A 16,903-nucleotide genomic window follows, 5' to 3' on the forward strand; every position below is an offset into this window, starting at 1 on the left:
GAGCGGAACTGAGGTCGTGCGGAACTGAGGTCGTGCGGAACTGAATGCGTCGTCACTGCAGGACGAACAACTCGCCGATCAGGGTCGGGGTGAGCACTTCGCCGTCCGGTCCGATCGACGTGCCGGCTGTGAACCCGGTGGCGCCGGGCAGCGCGTCCTGGTCGAGGGTCTCGCCGGTCGCGGTGTCGAACGTGAGCAGTGCGACACCGTCATCGCCGTCACGCACCGTCGTGTAGCCGGTCGAGCCGGCAGTCTGGGCTGCGGCGCCCACCTGAGCGAGATCGCCCCGCTCCCAGACCGATTCGGCCCCGTCCCCCCGATCCTGGAGCGCCAGGAGGTAGCCCTCCTCTCCGCCCGCCGGGATGATCAGCCCGTCGGCCGACACGGATGGGCTACCGAGGGGCCTGTACCCCAGGTCGTAACTCCACTTGGTCTCCCCGGTGGCGGCATCGACCGCCCACAGCTGGCCGGCGTTGTCGCCTGTGTACACGGTTCTCCCGTCCGCCGACAGGACTGGCGCGGACCCGGCCCCGTCCTCGAGGATCGTCGTGGACCAGTCGGTGTCGATCCGGGCATCGTTCCCACCCCGGTACCACATCGCGACCAGGTCGGCCTGTTCCGCACCGGGTCGCCAGAACGTGAGCACGAACCGGCCGTTGTCCAGGTCGATCGCGGGGGAGTTCGCTACCGGGCACGCGGACGTACCGTCGAAGCACGCGTCGAGGCCCTGCCCGTTCGGGATGGGCGCGACGTTGACCCCCTGCGTGTACGACGCCGGCGGGATCAGGTCGTACGACGGGAGCACCTTGAAGCCGGTCTGGGGGTCGAGCACGTTGATCTGGCCGAGTTGCGTTACGAAGAGAAGATTGCCGTCACCGGTGAACTGGGCCGACTGCGGGGTGCCTGTCACCGGCGTGCGCCAGCGCAACTGGCCGTACTCGTTGAACGAGCTCATTGCGCCTTCCTCGCCGACGTACACGTTGGCCGCCGCGTCCACGACCGGCGCCCCTGTGGCGGCGCCCGGGCCGATCCCGTTGCAGAAACGCTTACGGCCGGAGTCCATCTGGAAGGACGACAGATTGCAGCCCTGCTCGGTCTGAGACGTAAGGAAGATCTGACCGTTCGCCGCGACCGTCGCTCGGGTGGGCGTCGGACCACCGATCGGTCGCGACCACGCGAAATCCAGCGAACGCGACCCGGTGACGGCGCTCGTGTCGCTGTTGCGGGCGTCGGCGTGCATCCCTGGCCAGCCACCCGCCCCGAAGACGTTCTCGGTGCCGGAATCCCCGCCGCATGCTGCCAGTAGGAGGGCCGAGATCGTCGCCAGTGCCGCCGCCGACGACCTGAGGGCACGCCGCATTACATCTCCTCGAGTCGGAATTTGCTCGGACCAGAGACTATCCCGGCCGGGATTCGGCGTCGTCGAACCTCCCCGGCGAATTTCGTGGGACCCTCGACGAAGACCTATCGGCGATGGTCGACGTGGCGTTGAACCGCTTGCTTCGGCGGAGGAGAGACATCATGAGAATCGGGGTGCCGAAGGAGATCAAGAACGGCGAGCTGCGGGTCGCCTTGACTCCGCTCGCCGTCAACGAGCTACGGGCCCAGGGGCACGAGCTGCTCGTCGAGCGTGGGGCGGGCGACGGGTCGTCGCTGCCGGACGAGGAGTTCGTTGCGGCCGGCGCCCGGATCCTCGATCGGGCGGACGAGGTGTGGGCCGAGGCGGACCTGATCGTGAAGGTGAAGGAGCCGCTGGAACCGGAGTACGCGCTGATGCGGCGCGGGCAGATCCTCTTCACCTATCTCCACCTCGCGGCGTCGCTCGACTGCACCGAGGCGCTGCTGTCGAGTGGTGTCACCGCCATTGCATACGAGACGGTCGAGCTGGCTGATGGATCACTGCCGTTGCTCGCGCCGATGAGCGAGGTCGCCGGCAGGCTTGCAACTCAGGTGGGGGCGCACGCATTGCAGGCGAGCGCGTCGGGCGAGCGCCGGGGGCGCGGCATCCTGCTCGGCGGCGTGCCGGGCGTCGGTCCGGCCCGTGTGGTCGTCATCGGCGGCGGCAACGCCGGAACACATGCGACGACGGTCGCGGCGGGTATGGGTGCGCGGGTGACTGTGCTCGATCGTGACGTCGCGAAGCTGCGGTGGTTGCACACACGGTTCGGGTCGCGCATCTCGACGGCCGTGTCCACCCGGACCGAACTCGAGCGCACGCTCATCGACGCGGATCTGGTGATCGGTGCGGTTCTGGTTCCCGGTGCTCGTGCGCCGCATCTGGTCTCGTCCGATTTGGTCTCCCGCATGTTGCCGGGGAGCGTGCTGGTCGACATCGCGATCGACCAGGGCGGATGTTTCGAGGACTCTCGGCCCACCAGCCATGACGAACCCACATATATGGTTCACAATTCTGTTATTTACGCAGTACCGAATATGCCGAGTATTGTTCCTCATACGTCGACCCGTGCCCTCGTAAATGTCACGCTACCGTTCGTATCCGCGGTTGCGGGAAAGGGCTGGCGCGCCGCGATGCGCGACGATCCTTCTCTCGCGATGGGTCTTAACACCTGGTCAGGGCGGGTGACGCATGCCCCGGTCGCGCTCGCGCACGGTCTGTCGTACGTAACGGTGGACCACGCCCTGCGTGGCTGATTCGACTGATAGGCGTGAACGTCATCGATGCAATTCCCGAGTTTCGTGATCGTTGTGGATCATTTATGATTTCCACTCCGACACGCCGCCGGAAATTGTGTCTAATGGTTTCATGCGGTCGGGAAAGCGGACAGGATCCGAAGTGCAGACGGGGGAGACTGTTGCGCACGGGACGGCTGATGCTGATGCGTCGTCCGCGCCCGGAACCCAGGAGGATCCGTCGTCCGCAGACGGCGACGAGGAAGACCACCTCCTCGCGTCCCCGCTCGCCGGCCGGATCGTCACCGTCGCGCTAGTCGCCGGCACAGCGGTGATGGTGGGCATTGTCATGGTGTCGTTCATCGAGATGGTCGTCATTGGCACTCTCGGGGCCGTCGCCGCGTATCTGGTCGCACACGACGACGGTTGGACGCGCCAGAAGCAACGCCGCCGCGCCCGCCGCCGCGCTCGGCGTCACATCCCGGTCACGCCTGGGTCGAGGTCGACGAGCGAGTCTTGGCGCGCGGAGGACTGGAGCGAGGACGACGTCGCCGGACGTCCTGCCGCCTAGCCGCCACCGAGGGCGCGTGGTCAGACGCACAGCCGTGGTCCGTAGGCTTATATCTCATGACGAGCATGTGGGGCGCACCGTTGCGCACGAGGTGGCGCGGATCACGACGTCGCGATAGTGAGCAGGCCCGCTTTCTGACGCTTGGTTCGCTGAAGTGGGTCATCGCGAACAAGGCGTACACACCGTGGTACCTGGTCCGTTACTACCGGTTGGCGAAGTTCAAACTCGCCAACCCGCACATCATCACGCGCGGCATGGTGTTCCTCGGCAAGAACGTCGAGATCCACTCGACGCCGGGACTGTCGCGGATGGAGATCGGCAAGTGGGTCCACATCGGCGACGGCAACGCCCTACGGTGCCACGAGGGTTCGCTGCGCATCGGCGACAAGGTCGTCTTCGGCAAGGACAACGTCGTCAACACCTACCTCGACATCGAGATCGGTGCATCGACTCTCGTCGCTGACTGGTGCTACATCTGCGACTTCGATCACCGGACCGAGGACATCACGGTCCCGATCAAGGATCAGGGCATCGCCAAGGGTCCAGTTCGTATCGGCCCGGACACGTGGATTGCCGCCAAGGTCTCGGTCCTGCGCAACACGCGTGTCGGCCGTGGCTGCGTGCTCGGTGCTCACGCCGTGGTCAAGGGGGACATCCCCGACTTCAGCATCGCCGTCGGATCACCGGCGAAACCGGTCAAGAACCGCCGCGCCGACTGGGAGGCCGGCGCCGAGGAGCGGGCGAAGTACATAGCCGCCCTCGAGGACATCGCCCGAAAGAAGGCCGCGACCGGTGGTGGTGAGGGGGCTCTCGTGAACGGGAACGGGAACGGAGCCGGTACCCAGCAGTAGAGCGGTCCGAGTGCCCGCTACCGACCGGGCAGCGGGCGCTCGGGAACCTCCGGACGCGCCAACGGGTGGCGGACGCGACGCTTGGCCGCGGCATACACCTGCACGGTCTCCTCGGCCACCTTGCGCCAATCGAAGTCGGCGGTCAGACGATCGCGTGCCGCCTGTGCCCGAACCTGGGCGGCGTCCGGATCGTCGAGGGTCTCTCGCACCGCGGAGGTGAGTCCGTCCACGTCGCCCGGGGCGAACGACAGCCCGGTCACACCGTCGACGACGGCCTCGCCGAGCCCACCCGCGGTCGAAGCGATCAGCGGGGTGCCCGCTGCGGCCGCCTCGAGCGCAATGATCCCGAACGGCTCGTAGCGACTCGGCAACACGATCGCGTCGGCACCGTGCAACCAACCGAGTAGCTCCTCGTGATCGAGGTTGCCGAGGAACGTCACCGAGCGCGCGACCCGGTGTGTGCGGGCCTGCTGGCGCAGCCACTCGAACTGAGTGCCTTCACCGGCGACGGCCAACGTCGTGCCTGGGTGGCTGCGTCGGATTCGCGGCAGCGCTGCGATCGCGTCCTGCACACCCTTCTCGTACTCGAGGCGTCCGACATACAGCAGGGCCGCCGGTCCGGACCGGGGCGAGCGTGAACGGTAGCTCCACGTCGTGACGTCGATGCCGTTGCGGATCACGGTGATCGGCGGCAGTTCCGGGCCGTACAGCTGGGTGACCTCGTCCTCCATCGACTTCGAACAGGCGATGATGGAGTCGGATTCGTTGGCGAGCCACCACTCCACCGAGTGCACCTGACGGTTGACGCGGCCGGAGATCCACCCGCTGTGCCGACCTGCCTCCGAGGCATGCAGCGTCGAGACCAACGGGACGTCGTAGAACTCGGCGAGTGCGATCGCCGGGTGCGCCACAAGCCAGTCATGGGCGTGCACGACGTCGGGCTGCCAGCCATCACCGATGCCACCCTTCGACAGGGCCACGCCCGCACGAACCATCGCGTGTCCCATCGCCAGCGTCCACGCCAGCATGTCCTCACCGAAGATGAAGTGCGGCGGATCCTCGGCGACCGCGACCACGAGCACGCCCTCGGCGATCTCCGTCGTCGTCGGATGCGTGGACGGGTCGGTGCCCGACGGCCGTCGCGACAGCACGACCACCTCGTGGCCGGCTGAGACCAGTTCGGTTGCCAGGTGGTGGACGTGCCGCCCCAGCCCACCCACCACCACGGGCGGGTATTCCCACGACACGATCAGAACTTTCATTGCATGCTCCCAGCGAATGCAGCTGTTTCGGCCGAGCGAACGGGCAGGCGCCGCGCGTCGAGTGCGGGGAACAGGCCGTCGGCGGCGTTCCATCCGTCGGCAAGGCGGTGCGCGACCTCGTCCCGTCCGGACGCGACGGCGTCGGCGATCTCCCGCAGCGCATGTGCGTGCTTGTGGGCTCGGTCGCGAGCGTACCCGGCCGCGGAGTCCTTGCTGACCATGAAGGCCCAGTCGCTCGAGACGGTCAACAGCGTCTCACGCAACATCTGGTCGTGGACCCGATTGCGAAGTTCCGGGGCGCCCCCGAATCCGTGGAGATTCGCGTCGCGGTTCTTGTCGATCGTATCGAGCGCGGTCTGCACGACCTCGGCGTTGAGCTGGACCAGGTCCTGTACTTGGTCGCCGGCCCACACCCGCCAGTCCTTGCCCGAACCCCAGGACGAGTCCTGCAGTTCGACGGGGGCACCGACGTAGCCGCGATCGCGGGCGTCGGCGAGGGTCCCGACCTCGATGCCAGCCTCGGGAAGCGCCCGGAGCACCTGTTCGAGCCACTGAGGTCCCTCATGCCACCAGTGCCCGAACAGTTCGGTGTCGAAAGCGGCGACGACGAGTGCGGGGCGGCCGATTCGTTCGGATTCGCTACGCAGGCGCCGACGGACGGTTTCGACGAAATCGGCGACGTGCTTGTCGACGGCGACCGCCGCGAGCTCCGGGTCGTAGGGCGCCTTCTTCTCCGAGGGCACCGTGCGACCGGTCACGCGTGCGGGCTTGAGTCCGGTGTCGTGGTCGTAGGTGTGGAAGTCGCGGTAGGCCGCGTGGCCGGGGTAGCCGGTCTTCGGCGACCACACGCGGTAGCTGACCTCGAGGTCGCGGCCGAAGGCGATGACGTCGGAGTCCCACACCGGCCGACCGGCCGTGGTGTCACCGCGCAGCGCAGGGCCGTCGACCATGAAGTGCGACACACCCGCCGCTGCGTAGCCCCTCTCCATCCCCGGCGTGTACCCGCACTCGGGTGCCCAGATCCCGGAGGGGGTGTGGCCCCACCGCGACTCGGCGTCGGCGAGACCCTCGGAGAGCGAGAATGACCGTAGTCGCGGATCGAGCAGCGGCTGGAACGGATGCGCGAGCGGGCCGCCGAGGAGCTCGATCGTTTCGGCGTCGATCAGCTCGCGCAGTACTGCGGAACCACCATGGCGCCAACGGGTTTCGAAATCATGGAGGGCCGTCGCGGATGCGCGGTGCTCGCGGGCGCCCAGGTCGCGGTGCGAGGCCGACGACATCCCGGCGGCCTCGTGGGCGCGGAGTTGCCAGTTGCCGAGCCAGTGGTGCATGCCGTTGAGGCTGTGCGGGTCGTCGAGCTGCGCCGCGAGCACCGGCGTGACGCCGAGTGTGAGCAGGCGGGTGCGCCCCTCGGCGGCGAGTCGCCGCAACACCGCCGTCACCGGTAGATACGTCGCCGCCCACGATTGATACAGCCACTCCTCGCCGACCGGCCAGCGCCCGTGGTTGGCGAGCCACGGCAAGTGCGAGTGCAGGACCAGGCAGAACATGCCCGGCTCACGCGAGGCCCCCACCTCTTGTGTCCCCATCTCTGCTGTCCCCGTCACGCCACGGGGTCCTTGATCGCGACGGCGACGAGATCGAGGCTGTCGTCGATATCCGCCTCGAGCAGGACGAAGTCGTCGGCGGTGACGCCTTCGACGTCGCTGCAGAGTTGCTCCGGCCACGGCTCGCCCGCGAGGGCCCGCTCGATCTGGGCGTCGATGAACGATCCACCGTGTTCGGCATCGAGTTCGCGCAGGCGCGGGCCGTGGTGGACGCCGGTCATCAGCGCGACCTTGAAGCCTGCCTCGACCAATAGTTCGGTCAACTCGGCGGCGTTGAGCTCACGGGTGTGGAACGGATTGAGCGGCGTATCGCGACCCGGGGAGAACGTGATGCGGTTGGGCGTGCTCACGAGCAGCTCACCGCCTGGGCGCAGCACCCGATGGCACTCTCGCAGGAACTGCGCCTGATCCCACAAATGTTCGATTACCTGAAAGTTGACGACGGTGTCGACGGACTCGTCCGATAGCGGTAGCTCCGCGAGGTTGCCGTGCACCATCTCCACACGGGGGTAGCGGGCACGCACGTGTTCGACCGCCGAGATGTCGTAGTCGAGCCCCGTCACCTTTGTCGCCACGTCGGCAATCATGTTGGCGCCGTAGCCTTCTCCAGATCCCGCCTCGAGTACTTCGCGACCGGAGCAGCGCGGGAGCAGGTCACGGTAGACGACCTCATGGCGCCGGAACCAGTAGTTCTCCTCGGGGATTCCGGGGACCGTGCGTTCGCCGGTCAGCGGCAGTGTGGACGCCTCGCTAGCAGGGTCGGGCGTAGCGTCTGCGCGCTCGGTCGTGCAACCAACAGTGGATTCGCTCACCTCAGCGAGGTTAGTGGCACTGGCCCCGAGAGTTGTACGGGTGGTCCACATCACAGCCGTGAAGGTGCCGGTTGATGGTTATTGTGAGACCGGATTTCACCCAAGTTACCGGCCGGTAACTTGCTGTGGGGTAATCTGTCGCACAGCCAACGTGCAAAGAACTTGTCTACGAGAGCTCGGCATGTCGCGGAGTTGCTCGCGATCATCAGCCAGCTACAACCAGGAGGTCGACGAAGACCCATGACGAACATCGTCGTTTTGATCAAGCAGGTCCCCGACACGTGGTCCGAGCGCAAGCTCACGGACGGGGACTTCACGCTTGACCGCGAGGCCGCCGACGCAGTGCTCGACGAGATCAACGAGCGCGCCGTCGAGGAAGCACTCCTCATCAAGGAGCGCGACGGCGGTGAGGTGATCGTGCTGTGCGCCGGCCCCGACCGCGCCAAAGAAGCCATCCGCAAGGCCCTGTCCATGGGTGCCGACAAGGCTGTTCACGTCAACGACCCGGCTCTGCACGGCTCCGATGCGATCCAGACCGGCTGGACCTTGGCGGCCGCTCTCGGCCAGATCAGCTTCGACAACGGTGAGGCTGCCGACCTGGTCATCGCCGGCAACGAGGCCACCGACGGCCGTATCGGCGCCGTCCCGGCCATCATTGCCGAGTACCTCGGCCTGCCGCAGCTGACCCAGCTGCGCAAGCTGACCGTCGCCGACGGCAAGGTCACCGGCGAGCGTGAGACCGACGAGGGTGTCTTCGGTCTCGAGGCCAGCCTGCCGGCCATCGTCTCGGTCAGCGAGAAGATCAACGAGCCGCGGTTCCCGTCCTTCAAGGGCATCATGGCCGCGAAGAAGAAGGAGGTTCAGGTCCTCACCCTGGCCGATCTGGGTGTCGATCCTGAGACCGTGGGCGTCGCCAACGCCGGCACCACCGTCACCGCCTCCACCCCCAAGCCCCCGCGTACCGCTGGCGAGCGCGTCACCGACGAGGGCGACGGCGGCACCAAGATCGCCGCGTACCTCGTGGGCCAGAAGATCATCTGATCCAGCCCCCTCGAGACCAGCAGACAAGACAGGGAGAAGTAAGCAATGGCAGAAGTACTCGTGCTCGTCGAGCACGCCGAGGGTGCACTGAAGAAGATCAGCACCGAGCTCATCACCGCCGCTCGTGCGCTCGGTGAGCCGTCCGCCGTCGTCGCCGGCCCGGTCGGTACGGCCGGCAAGTTGGCTGACGCACTGGCGGCCGCCGGTGCCGCGAAGATCTACGTCGCCGAGTCCGACGACGTCGAGGGCTACCTGGTGACCCCGAAGGTCGATGTCCTCGCGGGTCTGGTCGAGTCCGCGAGCCCGGCTGCCGTGGTCACCGCGGCCAGCATCGAGGGCAAGGAGGTCGCCGGTCGCCTCGCAGCTCGTCTCGGCTCCGGCCTGCTGTCCGACGTAGTCGAGATCAAGTCCGACGGCAGCGCCGTCCACTCGATCTTCGGTGGCGCGTTCACCGTCGACGCCAAGGCCAACGGCGAGGTTCCGGTCATCTCGGTCCGCCCGGGTGCCGTCGAGGCCCAGCCGCAGGCCGCGGCCGGCGAGCAGGTCGCGGTCGAGGTTCCGGCTCAGGACGAGAGCGCCGTCAAGATCGTCTCGCGTGAGCCGATCGTCGGTGGCGACCGCCCCGAGCTCACCGAGGCGTCGGTCGTCGTCTCCGGCGGTCGCGGCGTCGGGTCGGCCGACAAGTTCTCGGTCGTCGAGGAGCTCGCCGATTCGCTCGGTGCCGCCGTCGGTGCCTCGCGTGCCGCCGTCGACTCCGGCTACTACCCGGGCCAGTTCCAGGTCGGCCAGACCGGCAAGACGGTCTCGCCGCAGCTGTACATCGCACTCGGCATCTCGGGAGCCATCCAGCACCGGGCCGGCATGCAGACCTCGAAGACCATCGTCGCGGTCAACAAGGACGAAGAGGCCCCGATCTTCGAGATTGCGGACTACGGCGTCGTGGGCGACCTGTTCAACGTCGCCCCGCAGCTGACGGAGGCCATCAAGGCTCACCGGGGCTGAATCCGGGCCGGACGCTTCGCTGAAATCCCGCCACCGTCCGGCGGGCTCACACGGTCGCCGCAACATTCTCTGTGCGAGAGGTTGCGGCGACCGTGTCGTTTCCGGGACGGTCGGGGCGCACTTGTTAAGTAAGCACAACGATCGGATTTCGGTCCACCGAGGACGAGTCCCAGCCGGGTTCCGAAGCCCCAGCCGAGGCGACGGGTCCGCACGTGGAGCAAGGAGTAATCGGCGATGAACATTGCGACCACTCCTCACTTGAACCGTCTCGAGTCCTCGGTTCCCGAGACCCGGATCCGGCTTCAGCCCTTGGTCCACCGTCGTTGATTCGAATCTGATTTCTCGCCCGGAGTTCGGGCATTTCAGAAGGGGCATTCGATCGTGACAGCCAGCTTCCTCGAACGTTCGAGGATCGTCGCCAGACCCTGATGGAGCCGCTGGCTCGTTCCGCCAGCCGCACTCTCGATACATCTCGCCATCGGATCGACCTATGCCTGGAGCGTCTTCAAGTCTCCACTCGAGTCGTCGATGGGCATCTCGGGAACGGCCAGTGCGCTGCCGTTCACCGTCAGCATCGTGATGCTCGGAGCCTCGGCCGCGCTGTTCGGAACCCGCGTAGATCGCAGGGGCCCGCGATGGGCCATGGTCGTGGCCACCTCATGCTTCTGTAGCGGCTATCTGATCGCCGCCCTCGGGGTATTCATCGAACAGTACTGGCTTGTCGTGTTCGGCTACGGGTTCGTCGGCGGTATCGGTCTGGGTATCGGGTACATCTCCCCGGTGTCCACGCTGATGAAGTGGTTCCCTGACCGTCCCGGGATGGCGGCGGGCATGGCCATCATGGGCTTCGGTGGTGGCGCCTTGGTGGCTTCGGCGTTGGCCAACAGCCTGCTCGACGGCCTCGGTCGAGACACGGCCGGAGTTTCGGCGACCCTTCTCGTGATCGGTTGTGCCTACGCGGTATTCATGTCGTTGGGCTGGCTGCTGATCCGCGTTCCGGCGCCCGACTGGAGGCCTGTCGGCTGGGAGTCCACGCCACACAGGGCCGAATCGCTTGTCAGCACGGTGAGCGTCTCAGCGACAAGCGCGATCAAGACACCCCAGTTCTGGCTGCTCTGGATTGCCCTGTGCTTCAACGTCACCGCGGGAATCGGCATTCTCGAGAGGGCAGCTCCGATCTTCCAGGACTTCTTCCCCACCGCGTCCAGCGCGCCACGGCTCTGGCAGTGGCGGCTGCGGGATTCGTGGCGGTCGTCTCGCTGGCCAACATCGCGGGTCGATTCGGCTGGTCGACGTTGTCCGACGTCATCGGCCGCAAGAACATGTTCCGGCTCTATCTCGGTGGCGGTGCTCTTCTGTACCTGACGCTCGCTCTGACCACCAACGCCAACAAGGCGTTGTTCCTCGTCTGCACGATGCTGATCGTGTCCTTCTACGGCGCAGGGTTCGCGACTGTCCCGGCATACTTGCGCGACTTGTTCGGCAGCCGGGAGGTCGGTGCGATCCACGGCAGGTTGGTTACGGCGTGGTCCGCGGCCGGCGTGCTCGGACCACTTATCGTGAACGCTGTCGCGGACTCTCAGAACGTGGCCGGCAAGAGCGGTCCGGATCTCTACATGCTGAAGTTCGGGGTCATGATCGTGCTGTTGATCGTGGGGTTCGTCTGGAACGAGCTGATTCGGCACGTCGACCCCAAGTACCAGGAAGCCGTTCCGGCCAGGGTGGAGGACTCCGTCGGGGACTGGACTTCACATCGCAGAGAGGCGGGGCAGGAAACGTGACAAACACCAAACCGGCCACAGCTGCAAAGCCAGAGCACGGGTCCGGCCACCCCGTCAATCGCGGGCTCATCGCCCTCGCCTGGTTGACGGTGACCGTACCCTTCGTCTACGGGCTCTCGCAGCTCTGCGCTACGGCCTCCCATCTCTTCGGCTACTGAAGAAGGTCGAACACGACTGTGTCCAAGGCGACTTCGACCAGTCGATGCGCCCGAACACCGTGGTGATCGAGCAGCTTCTCGAAATGCTGTCAACTGACCGGTATCGGCTGTGACGGTACGGAGGTCGGGGTCGATATCGAACTGACGCAAGGGTATCGGCCGGACTGGGTGACCGGGCAGAGAGCGGTCTTCCGCCTGGCGGGGTCGTCATGCCGGTCAGTGGCGGGCGTCGTTCGAGTCGGTTCGGAGGCCTGTGATGGCCGAACTCCCGTGTCGGGGGTGGGGGCAACGATGGCGTGGACGTGAGATGTGTCACGGCAGCGAGTGGCTCGCAGGGCGGCGGCGGTCGTTTCCGGGGGACTGTTCGGTTCGCTGAGCGATCGTTTGTGCTGCTCATCGTCGTGCGTGCGGAACGTGCGATCAGAAGAGGGCGGAGCTGGCTATTGCGGCTGCGCCGCATGGGATTCCGCCCGGCTGATGCACGAAGCCGACGGGCGTACGTTGGGTTTTGGCCCGTCCGTCACGTAGAGGACGAGTCCCGTCGTTTCCGAAGCCCGCCAAGGCGACGGATCCGTATGTGGACCAAGGAGTATTGATGATGAACACAAAGACCATCTCCCGACGTCGTACTCTCGCCAAGATCGCTGTTGTCGGAGCGCTCGCTGCGCTGCCCCTCGGACTCGGAGTCGCCCCGGCCGTGGCAACGCCCAGCGCGCCGGTCTCGGCACCGATCAACGACGTCCGTCATGGGTATGGGCATGGCTTCGGATCGATCTCGGCACCAGTGAACGACGTCCGTCATGGATATGGCGGGCATGGCTTCGGTCGCGGTGGCTTCGGATCGATCTCGGCACCAGTCAACGACGTCGCCTATGGACCGCACCACGCCCAGTATCGGGGGCCAGGGTTCGGGGGACCGGGGTTCCGCCCGGGGCCGGGGCCAGGGTTCGGCGGGCCGGGGTTCCACCCAGGTCCGGGTTATGGACCGGGGTTCCGCCCGGGACCGGGTTTCGGGGGACCGGGTTTCGGGGGACCGGGTTTCGGGGGACCGGGTTTCGGGGGACCGGGTTTCGGGTCCTGAACCGTCTCGCTTCTGCCGATTCCTGAGCGGCCAGTCGGTCCTGCTATCGGGTGATTCCACCCACCTCGCCGCCGCCGAGGTGGGTGGAATCGTATGGAAGGCGAGCGTGGCTCAGTGGCCTCGGCAGGGTACTGGAGGACCGTTTCCGGGGGACCGTTCGGTTCTGTGAGTGGTAGTTTGCGCTGATCATCGTGGTGCGGCCGGAATCGATGATCGAAGGGGCCGGGACCGGTTATTCCGCTTGCGCAGTACGGGATTCAGCTCCGCTGAAGCCCCACGCCGACAGGCGTACCTTGGGTTTTGGCCCGTCCGTCACGTAGAGGACGAGTCCCGTCGGTTCCGACGCCGGCAGCAAAGGCGACGGATCCGCATGTGGACCAAGGAGTATTGATGATGAACACAAAGACCATCTCCCGACGTCGTACTCTCGCCAAGATCGCTGTTGTCGGAGCGCTCGCTGCGCTGCCCCTCGGGCTCGGAGTCGCCCCGGCCGTGGCTGCGCCCAGCACGCCTGTGTCGGCGCCGATCAATGATGTCCGTGGACACGGCAGCTTCGGGTCGATCTCGGCGCCGATCAACGATGTCCGTCATGGCTTCGGGCACGGCTTCGGGTCGATCTCGGCGCCGATCAACGATGTCCGCCATGGCTTCGGGCACGGCTTCGGGTCGATCTCGGCACCAGTCAACGATGTCCGTCATGGCTATGGCGGGCATGGCTTCGGGCACGGATTCCGTGGCGGTGGCTTCGGGCACGGATTCGGTGGCGGCTTCGGATCGATCTCGGCACCAGCCAACAATGCCGATCGACATGGCTACGGTCCGGAGCTCAGCAGAGGCCCCTTCGGGGGGCCGTTCGGCTCCGGCCCTCCCGGGCAGCTCGGATCCCTGTCCTGAACCGTCACGGGTCTCTCGATTCCTGAGCGAGCCCTGCTGTCGGGTGTGTCCAGCCCACCTCGCTCCCATGCCGCCTAATCGGTAGGCATGGGAGGTTGGTGGCCGACAACCTCACGAGACCGGTCCTACCCTGATCGGGTTCCCGAGCGGCACCACGATAGAAATCTGCACTCACCCGGACCGCGTCTCCAGCCTGTGGCTGGAGCGCGGCCTTCTTGTCGAGCGGGGCGCTCCTATGCCACTCGTTTGGAGGCTGTCGCGGGTCTTGTGGCAGTTGACGTAGTGGTCGCAGCGCTGTGGGGACCTGCTGTGTGTGCTGGGTGTCGCGCGTCAGCCCAGGCGGCCGAAGCACGGGACCGGCGTGAACGGGATAGGTCGCGAGCATGACCTGGTGACGTTCGTCACGGTCGTGAGCTGGTTCGGTGACGTTCGGAGGGCACTGAAGGGTCGCATTATGGAAACAGTTCGTTTGCATAGCGAGCGTTTGTGCTGATCATGGCGGTGCGGCCGGAACCGACGATCAGAAGGGATCGCGATTGGCTATTACTCTTGCGCGGCACGGGATTCCGTCCCACTGAACCCCAACTTCGACAGGCGTACGGTGGGTCTTGGCCCGTCCGTCAGGTAGAGGACGAGTCCCGTCGGATCCGACGCCGGCAGCCAAGGCGACGGACCCGCATGTGGACCAAGGAGTATTTGATGAACACAAAGACCATCCCCCCACGTCGTACTCTCGCCAAGATCGCCATTGTCGGAGCGCTTGCTGCGCTTCCCCTCGGGCTCGGAGTCGCGCCGGCCATGGCAGCGCCCAGCGCGCCGGTGTCGGCACCGATCAACGACGTACGTCATGGGTACGGGCACGGCTTCGGATCGATCTCGGCACCCATCAACAATGTCGATCGCCATGGCTACGGACGCGGTAGCTTCGGATCGATCTCGGCACCCGCCAACAATGTCGATCGCCATGGCTACGGACGCGGCAGCTTCGGATCGATCTCGGCACCCGCCAACAGTGTGGATCGCCATGGCTACGGACGCGGCAGCTTCGGATCGATCTCGGCACCGATCAACGACGCCCGTTGGCACTTCGGATCGATCTCGGCGCCAATCAACGACGTCAAGCATGGCTACGGAGGGCACGGCTATGGAGGAGGACACCACGGCTATGGAGGAGGACACCACGGCTACGGAAACGAGTTCGGCAGGTACTGGTGACCACGGTTCCACCCGGGACCAAGGAGACTCGGAGGCTTCGACCCGCCCGCGGATTCCTGGCGTGAACCGTCTGAAGTCTCTCGGCTCCTGAGCGAGCAGTACGCCCTGTTGAAGGGGTGCTCCACCTCGGCTCCCATGCCGACGAATCGGTAGGGATGGGAGCCGGAGGCCATCGGTTCGACGAGACCATGCGCGCACGTACCGGCTTCCGCGCCGAAGGGCGGAGAGCGGAGGTAGGCGCGCGGTCCGTTCACCAAAGCTGCACCGACGCGACACGCGGTTGACGCCCTACCGCCGGTCGGCGGCGATAGACCTGCGCCATGACAACTTCGTTGGTCGAAACCGTCTGTTCTGCGCGGGAACCCGGCCTTGTCACGAGCGGGTCGCGTTACTCCCTGCTGGTCTCCTCCGACCGTGAGCACCGCGAGGCGGCGCAGCGCCTGCGTCACCGCGTGTTCTCCACCGAACCCGGCTTCGTGATCTCCCGATCTCCCGATGGGCGCGACGCCGACAGGTTCGACGAGTTCTGCGACCATCTGTTGGTCCGTGACAACGCCTCGGGCGAGTTCGTCGGCTGCTACCGCATGCTCACGCCCGACCGGGCGGGCGCGGCTGGCGGCTACTACACCGCCACCGAGTTCGACCTGTCCACGCTGGACCCGGCCGCGCACCGGATCGTCGAGATGGGGCGCGCGTGCGTGGATCCCGCGCACCGCTCGGGTTCCGTCCTCGTTCTGATGTGGGCGGGCATCCTCCAATACCTCCAACTGACCGGTCACCACACCGTCATGGGCTGTGTCTCCGTGCCAATGCAGGACAAGCCCGATGCCGTCGCCGGCGCGAACGTGCGAGGGGTACGCGACTTCCTGCTAGATCGCCACGCCGCCGATCGGTCACGGTGGGTGCGGCCGCTGCGCCCGGTGCGGGTGGACGGGCGGCCGCTCGACGACATCGCGTCGACCGCGCGTCCCGCCGTGCCTCCGCTGCTGCGCGGCTACCTGCGGTTGGGGGCGCGGATCTGCGGCGAACCCGCGCACGATCCTGACTTCGGGGTCGCGGACTTCGTGGCGGTGCAGAGACTGGCCGACGCCGACACCCGCTATCTCGAGCGGTTGCAGCGTGCGTCGGCGGCGGTCGAGGTAGTGACGTGAGCCACCCGTGGTTTCCGACGAGCCCATGTGGTGACGGGTGTCTGCCACGGCGCCCGGATCGGGTGTCGGCTCTGACTGTGTGCGCGCGCTGGGTGGCGCTGGCGCTGACAGTATCGTGTGCGGCGCTGTTGCCTCTGGTGCGCATGTTGCCCCCCACGGCACGGACGGCGGGTCATCGACTTCTTGCGCGGACAGCGTTGCGTGGCATCGGTATTCGGCTCGACGTCGAAGGCCGAGCGAGCAGCGGCACGGGAGGGGTGCTGGTGGTGGCGGGGCACGTCTCGTGGGCGGACGTCCTGGTGCTCGCCGCGGTGGTGCCCGGCCGCTTCGTAGCACGCGCCGACCTGGTCACGTGGCCGCTACTGGGAGGGGTGGCTCGGCGGGCGGGCATCATCCCGATCGAGCGGGCGCGTCTGCGGGAACTGCCGGGAACGGTCGCACAGGTGCGGGAATATCTCGGTGCGGGTGAGACCGTGATCGCCTTTCCGGAGGGGACCACATGGTGCGGGCAGGCGTTCGGCCGATTCCGGCCGGCGCTGTTTCAGGCGGCGATCGACGCCGATTGCCTCGTGCTGCCGGTGTCGATCGACTACGTCACCGCGTCGGGCGAACGGACGACGGGTCCGAGCTTCGTCGGCGACGAGGGCATCGGAGTCTCGATCCGGCGGGTCCTGCGCAGCCGTGGCCTGAGGGTGGAGGTCGTCTTGGGCGCCCCCCAGGTCGCGGGATCCTCCCGACGCGAACTCGCGCGGCGGTGCGACCGGCACGTCCGGCGCCGCACCGATGACGGCACCCGACGGATCCTCGCTCAGCTGGAGGGACAACGTCACCAGTCGGCTGCGTGAG

General features: G+C 66.7%; 16 protein-coding genes. 12 read left to right on the forward strand and 4 right to left on the reverse strand.

Annotated features, from left to right (window positions below; all coding sequences use genetic code 11):
* Window positions 1-52: 52 nt before the first annotated feature.
* Entirely contained in the window at window positions 53-1,360 is a 1,308-nt protein-coding gene (locus EF834_RS06540; protein ID WP_127946399.1) for an outer membrane protein assembly factor BamB family protein, read from the reverse strand.
* Window positions 1,361-1,521: 161 nt separating this feature from the next.
* Here EF834_RS06540 and ald point away from each other — a divergent pair, with 161 nt between their 5' ends.
* From ald to EF834_RS06555, 3 genes are all read left to right on the forward strand, one after another.
* Window positions 1,522-2,652: an alanine dehydrogenase gene (ald, locus tag EF834_RS06545; RefSeq protein WP_127946400.1), complete on the forward strand. Its 1,131-nt coding sequence runs from the start codon at window positions 1,522-1,524 to the stop codon at window positions 2,650-2,652.
* 142 nt (window positions 2,653-2,794) lie between these two features.
* A complete protein-coding gene (locus EF834_RS06550) occupies window positions 2,795-3,202 on the forward strand; it encodes a hypothetical protein (protein WP_127946401.1) in 408 nt (135 codons plus the stop codon).
* A gap of 56 nt (window positions 3,203-3,258) precedes the next feature.
* Window positions 3,259-4,053, forward strand: coding sequence for an acyltransferase (locus EF834_RS06555; RefSeq protein WP_127946402.1), 795 nt, complete (start codon window positions 3,259-3,261; stop codon window positions 4,051-4,053).
* A 17-nt stretch (window positions 4,054-4,070) separates the two neighbouring features.
* On the opposite strand, the gene EF834_RS06560 is transcribed toward EF834_RS06555, so the two are convergent.
* From EF834_RS06560 to EF834_RS06570, 3 genes are read right to left on the reverse strand one after another with little or no spacing between them, the layout of a single operon-like run.
* Entirely contained in the window at window positions 4,071-5,315 is a 1,245-nt protein-coding gene (locus EF834_RS06560) for a glycosyltransferase family 4 protein (protein WP_127946403.1), read from the reverse strand.
* Complete coding sequence (locus EF834_RS06565; RefSeq protein ID WP_206615217.1) at window positions 5,312-6,904, reverse strand: 1,4-alpha-glucan branching protein domain-containing protein; 1,593 nt, start codon at window positions 6,902-6,904, stop codon at window positions 5,312-5,314. Before EF834_RS06565 ends, EF834_RS06560 begins: the two co-directional genes overlap by 4 nt.
* A gap of 14 nt (window positions 6,905-6,918) precedes the next feature.
* Window positions 6,919-7,734 carry a class I SAM-dependent methyltransferase gene (locus tag EF834_RS06570; RefSeq protein WP_235871027.1) on the reverse strand — a complete coding sequence of 272 codons (816 nt, stop codon included), beginning with the start codon at window positions 7,732-7,734 and terminating at the stop codon, window positions 6,919-6,921.
* Between the two features lie 240 nt (window positions 7,735-7,974).
* On the opposite strand from EF834_RS06570, the gene EF834_RS06575 reads away from it, so the two are divergent.
* From EF834_RS06575 to EF834_RS06610, 9 genes are all read left to right on the forward strand, one after another.
* Window positions 7,975-8,775, forward strand: coding sequence for an electron transfer flavoprotein subunit beta/FixA family protein (locus tag EF834_RS06575; RefSeq protein WP_127946405.1), 801 nt, complete (start codon window positions 7,975-7,977; stop codon window positions 8,773-8,775).
* Between the two features lie 45 nt (window positions 8,776-8,820).
* Complete coding sequence (locus EF834_RS06580; protein ID WP_127946406.1) at window positions 8,821-9,777, forward strand: electron transfer flavoprotein subunit alpha/FixB family protein; 957 nt, start codon at window positions 8,821-8,823, stop codon at window positions 9,775-9,777.
* A 528-nt stretch (window positions 9,778-10,305) separates the two neighbouring features.
* Window positions 10,306-11,142 carry an MFS transporter gene (locus EF834_RS06585; protein WP_268960939.1) on the forward strand — a complete coding sequence of 279 codons (837 nt, stop codon included), beginning with the start codon at window positions 10,306-10,308 and terminating at the stop codon, window positions 11,140-11,142.
* A complete protein-coding gene (locus EF834_RS18625; RefSeq protein WP_328590548.1) occupies window positions 11,037-11,558 on the forward strand; it encodes an MFS transporter in 522 nt (173 codons plus the stop codon). Before EF834_RS06585 ends, EF834_RS18625 begins: the two co-directional genes overlap by 106 nt.
* Window positions 11,555-11,716: an MFS transporter small subunit gene (locus EF834_RS18770; RefSeq protein ID WP_456238937.1), complete on the forward strand. Its 162-nt coding sequence runs from the start codon at window positions 11,555-11,557 to the stop codon at window positions 11,714-11,716. The genes EF834_RS18625 and EF834_RS18770 overlap by 4 nt, the downstream gene beginning before the upstream one ends.
* Window positions 11,717-13,187: 1,471 nt before the next feature.
* Window positions 13,188-13,691 (forward strand): hypothetical protein, encoded by a 504-nt coding sequence (locus tag EF834_RS06595; RefSeq protein WP_164874069.1) that lies wholly within the window; start codon window positions 13,188-13,190, stop codon window positions 13,689-13,691.
* Between the two features lie 699 nt (window positions 13,692-14,390).
* Window positions 14,391-14,906, forward strand: coding sequence for a hypothetical protein (locus EF834_RS06600; RefSeq protein WP_127946408.1), 516 nt, complete (start codon window positions 14,391-14,393; stop codon window positions 14,904-14,906).
* A gap of 320 nt (window positions 14,907-15,226) precedes the next feature.
* Window positions 15,227-16,057: a GNAT family N-acetyltransferase gene (locus EF834_RS06605; protein ID WP_127946409.1), complete on the forward strand. Its 831-nt coding sequence runs from the start codon at window positions 15,227-15,229 to the stop codon at window positions 16,055-16,057.
* Window positions 16,058-16,119: 62 nt separating this feature from the next.
* Window positions 16,120-16,902 carry a lysophospholipid acyltransferase family protein gene (locus EF834_RS06610; protein WP_206615192.1) on the forward strand — a complete coding sequence of 261 codons (783 nt, stop codon included), beginning with the start codon at window positions 16,120-16,122 and terminating at the stop codon, window positions 16,900-16,902.
* Window position 16,903 lies beyond the last annotated feature (1 nt).

The sequence above is a fragment of the Rhodococcus spongiicola genome, from assembly GCF_004011835.1.
In the GTDB taxonomy this organism is placed as follows: domain Bacteria; phylum Actinomycetota; class Actinomycetes; order Mycobacteriales; family Mycobacteriaceae; genus Prescottella; species Prescottella spongiicola.

Excerpts from the sequence above, each read along its gene's own strand:
- EF834_RS06555 (WP_127946402.1), top strand. The coding sequence starts at position 3,259 with ATGACGAGCATGTGGGGCGCACCGTTGCGCACGAGGTGGCGCGGATCA.
- EF834_RS06585 (WP_268960939.1), top strand. The coding sequence starts at position 10,306 with ATGGGCATCTCGGGAACGGCCAGTGCGCTGCCGTTCACCGTCAGCATC.
- ald (WP_127946400.1), top strand. The coding sequence starts at position 1,522 with ATGAGAATCGGGGTGCCGAAGGAGATCAAGAACGGCGAGCTGCGGGTC.
- EF834_RS06600 (WP_127946408.1), top strand. The coding sequence starts at position 14,391 with ATGAACACAAAGACCATCCCCCCACGTCGTACTCTCGCCAAGATCGCC.
- EF834_RS06540 (WP_127946399.1), bottom strand. The coding sequence starts at position 1,360 with ATGCGGCGTGCCCTCAGGTCGTCGGCGGCGGCACTGGCGACGATCTCG.
- EF834_RS06560 (WP_127946403.1), bottom strand. The coding sequence starts at position 5,315 with ATGAAAGTTCTGATCGTGTCGTGGGAATACCCGCCCGTGGTGGTGGGT.
- EF834_RS06580 (WP_127946406.1), top strand. The coding sequence starts at position 8,821 with ATGGCAGAAGTACTCGTGCTCGTCGAGCACGCCGAGGGTGCACTGAAG.
- EF834_RS06605 (WP_127946409.1), top strand. The coding sequence starts at position 15,227 with ATGACAACTTCGTTGGTCGAAACCGTCTGTTCTGCGCGGGAACCCGGC.
- EF834_RS06575 (WP_127946405.1), top strand. The coding sequence starts at position 7,975 with ATGACGAACATCGTCGTTTTGATCAAGCAGGTCCCCGACACGTGGTCC.
- EF834_RS06595 (WP_164874069.1), top strand. The coding sequence starts at position 13,188 with ATGATGAACACAAAGACCATCTCCCGACGTCGTACTCTCGCCAAGATC.
- EF834_RS06565 (WP_206615217.1), bottom strand. The coding sequence starts at position 6,904 with ATGGGGACACAAGAGGTGGGGGCCTCGCGTGAGCCGGGCATGTTCTGC.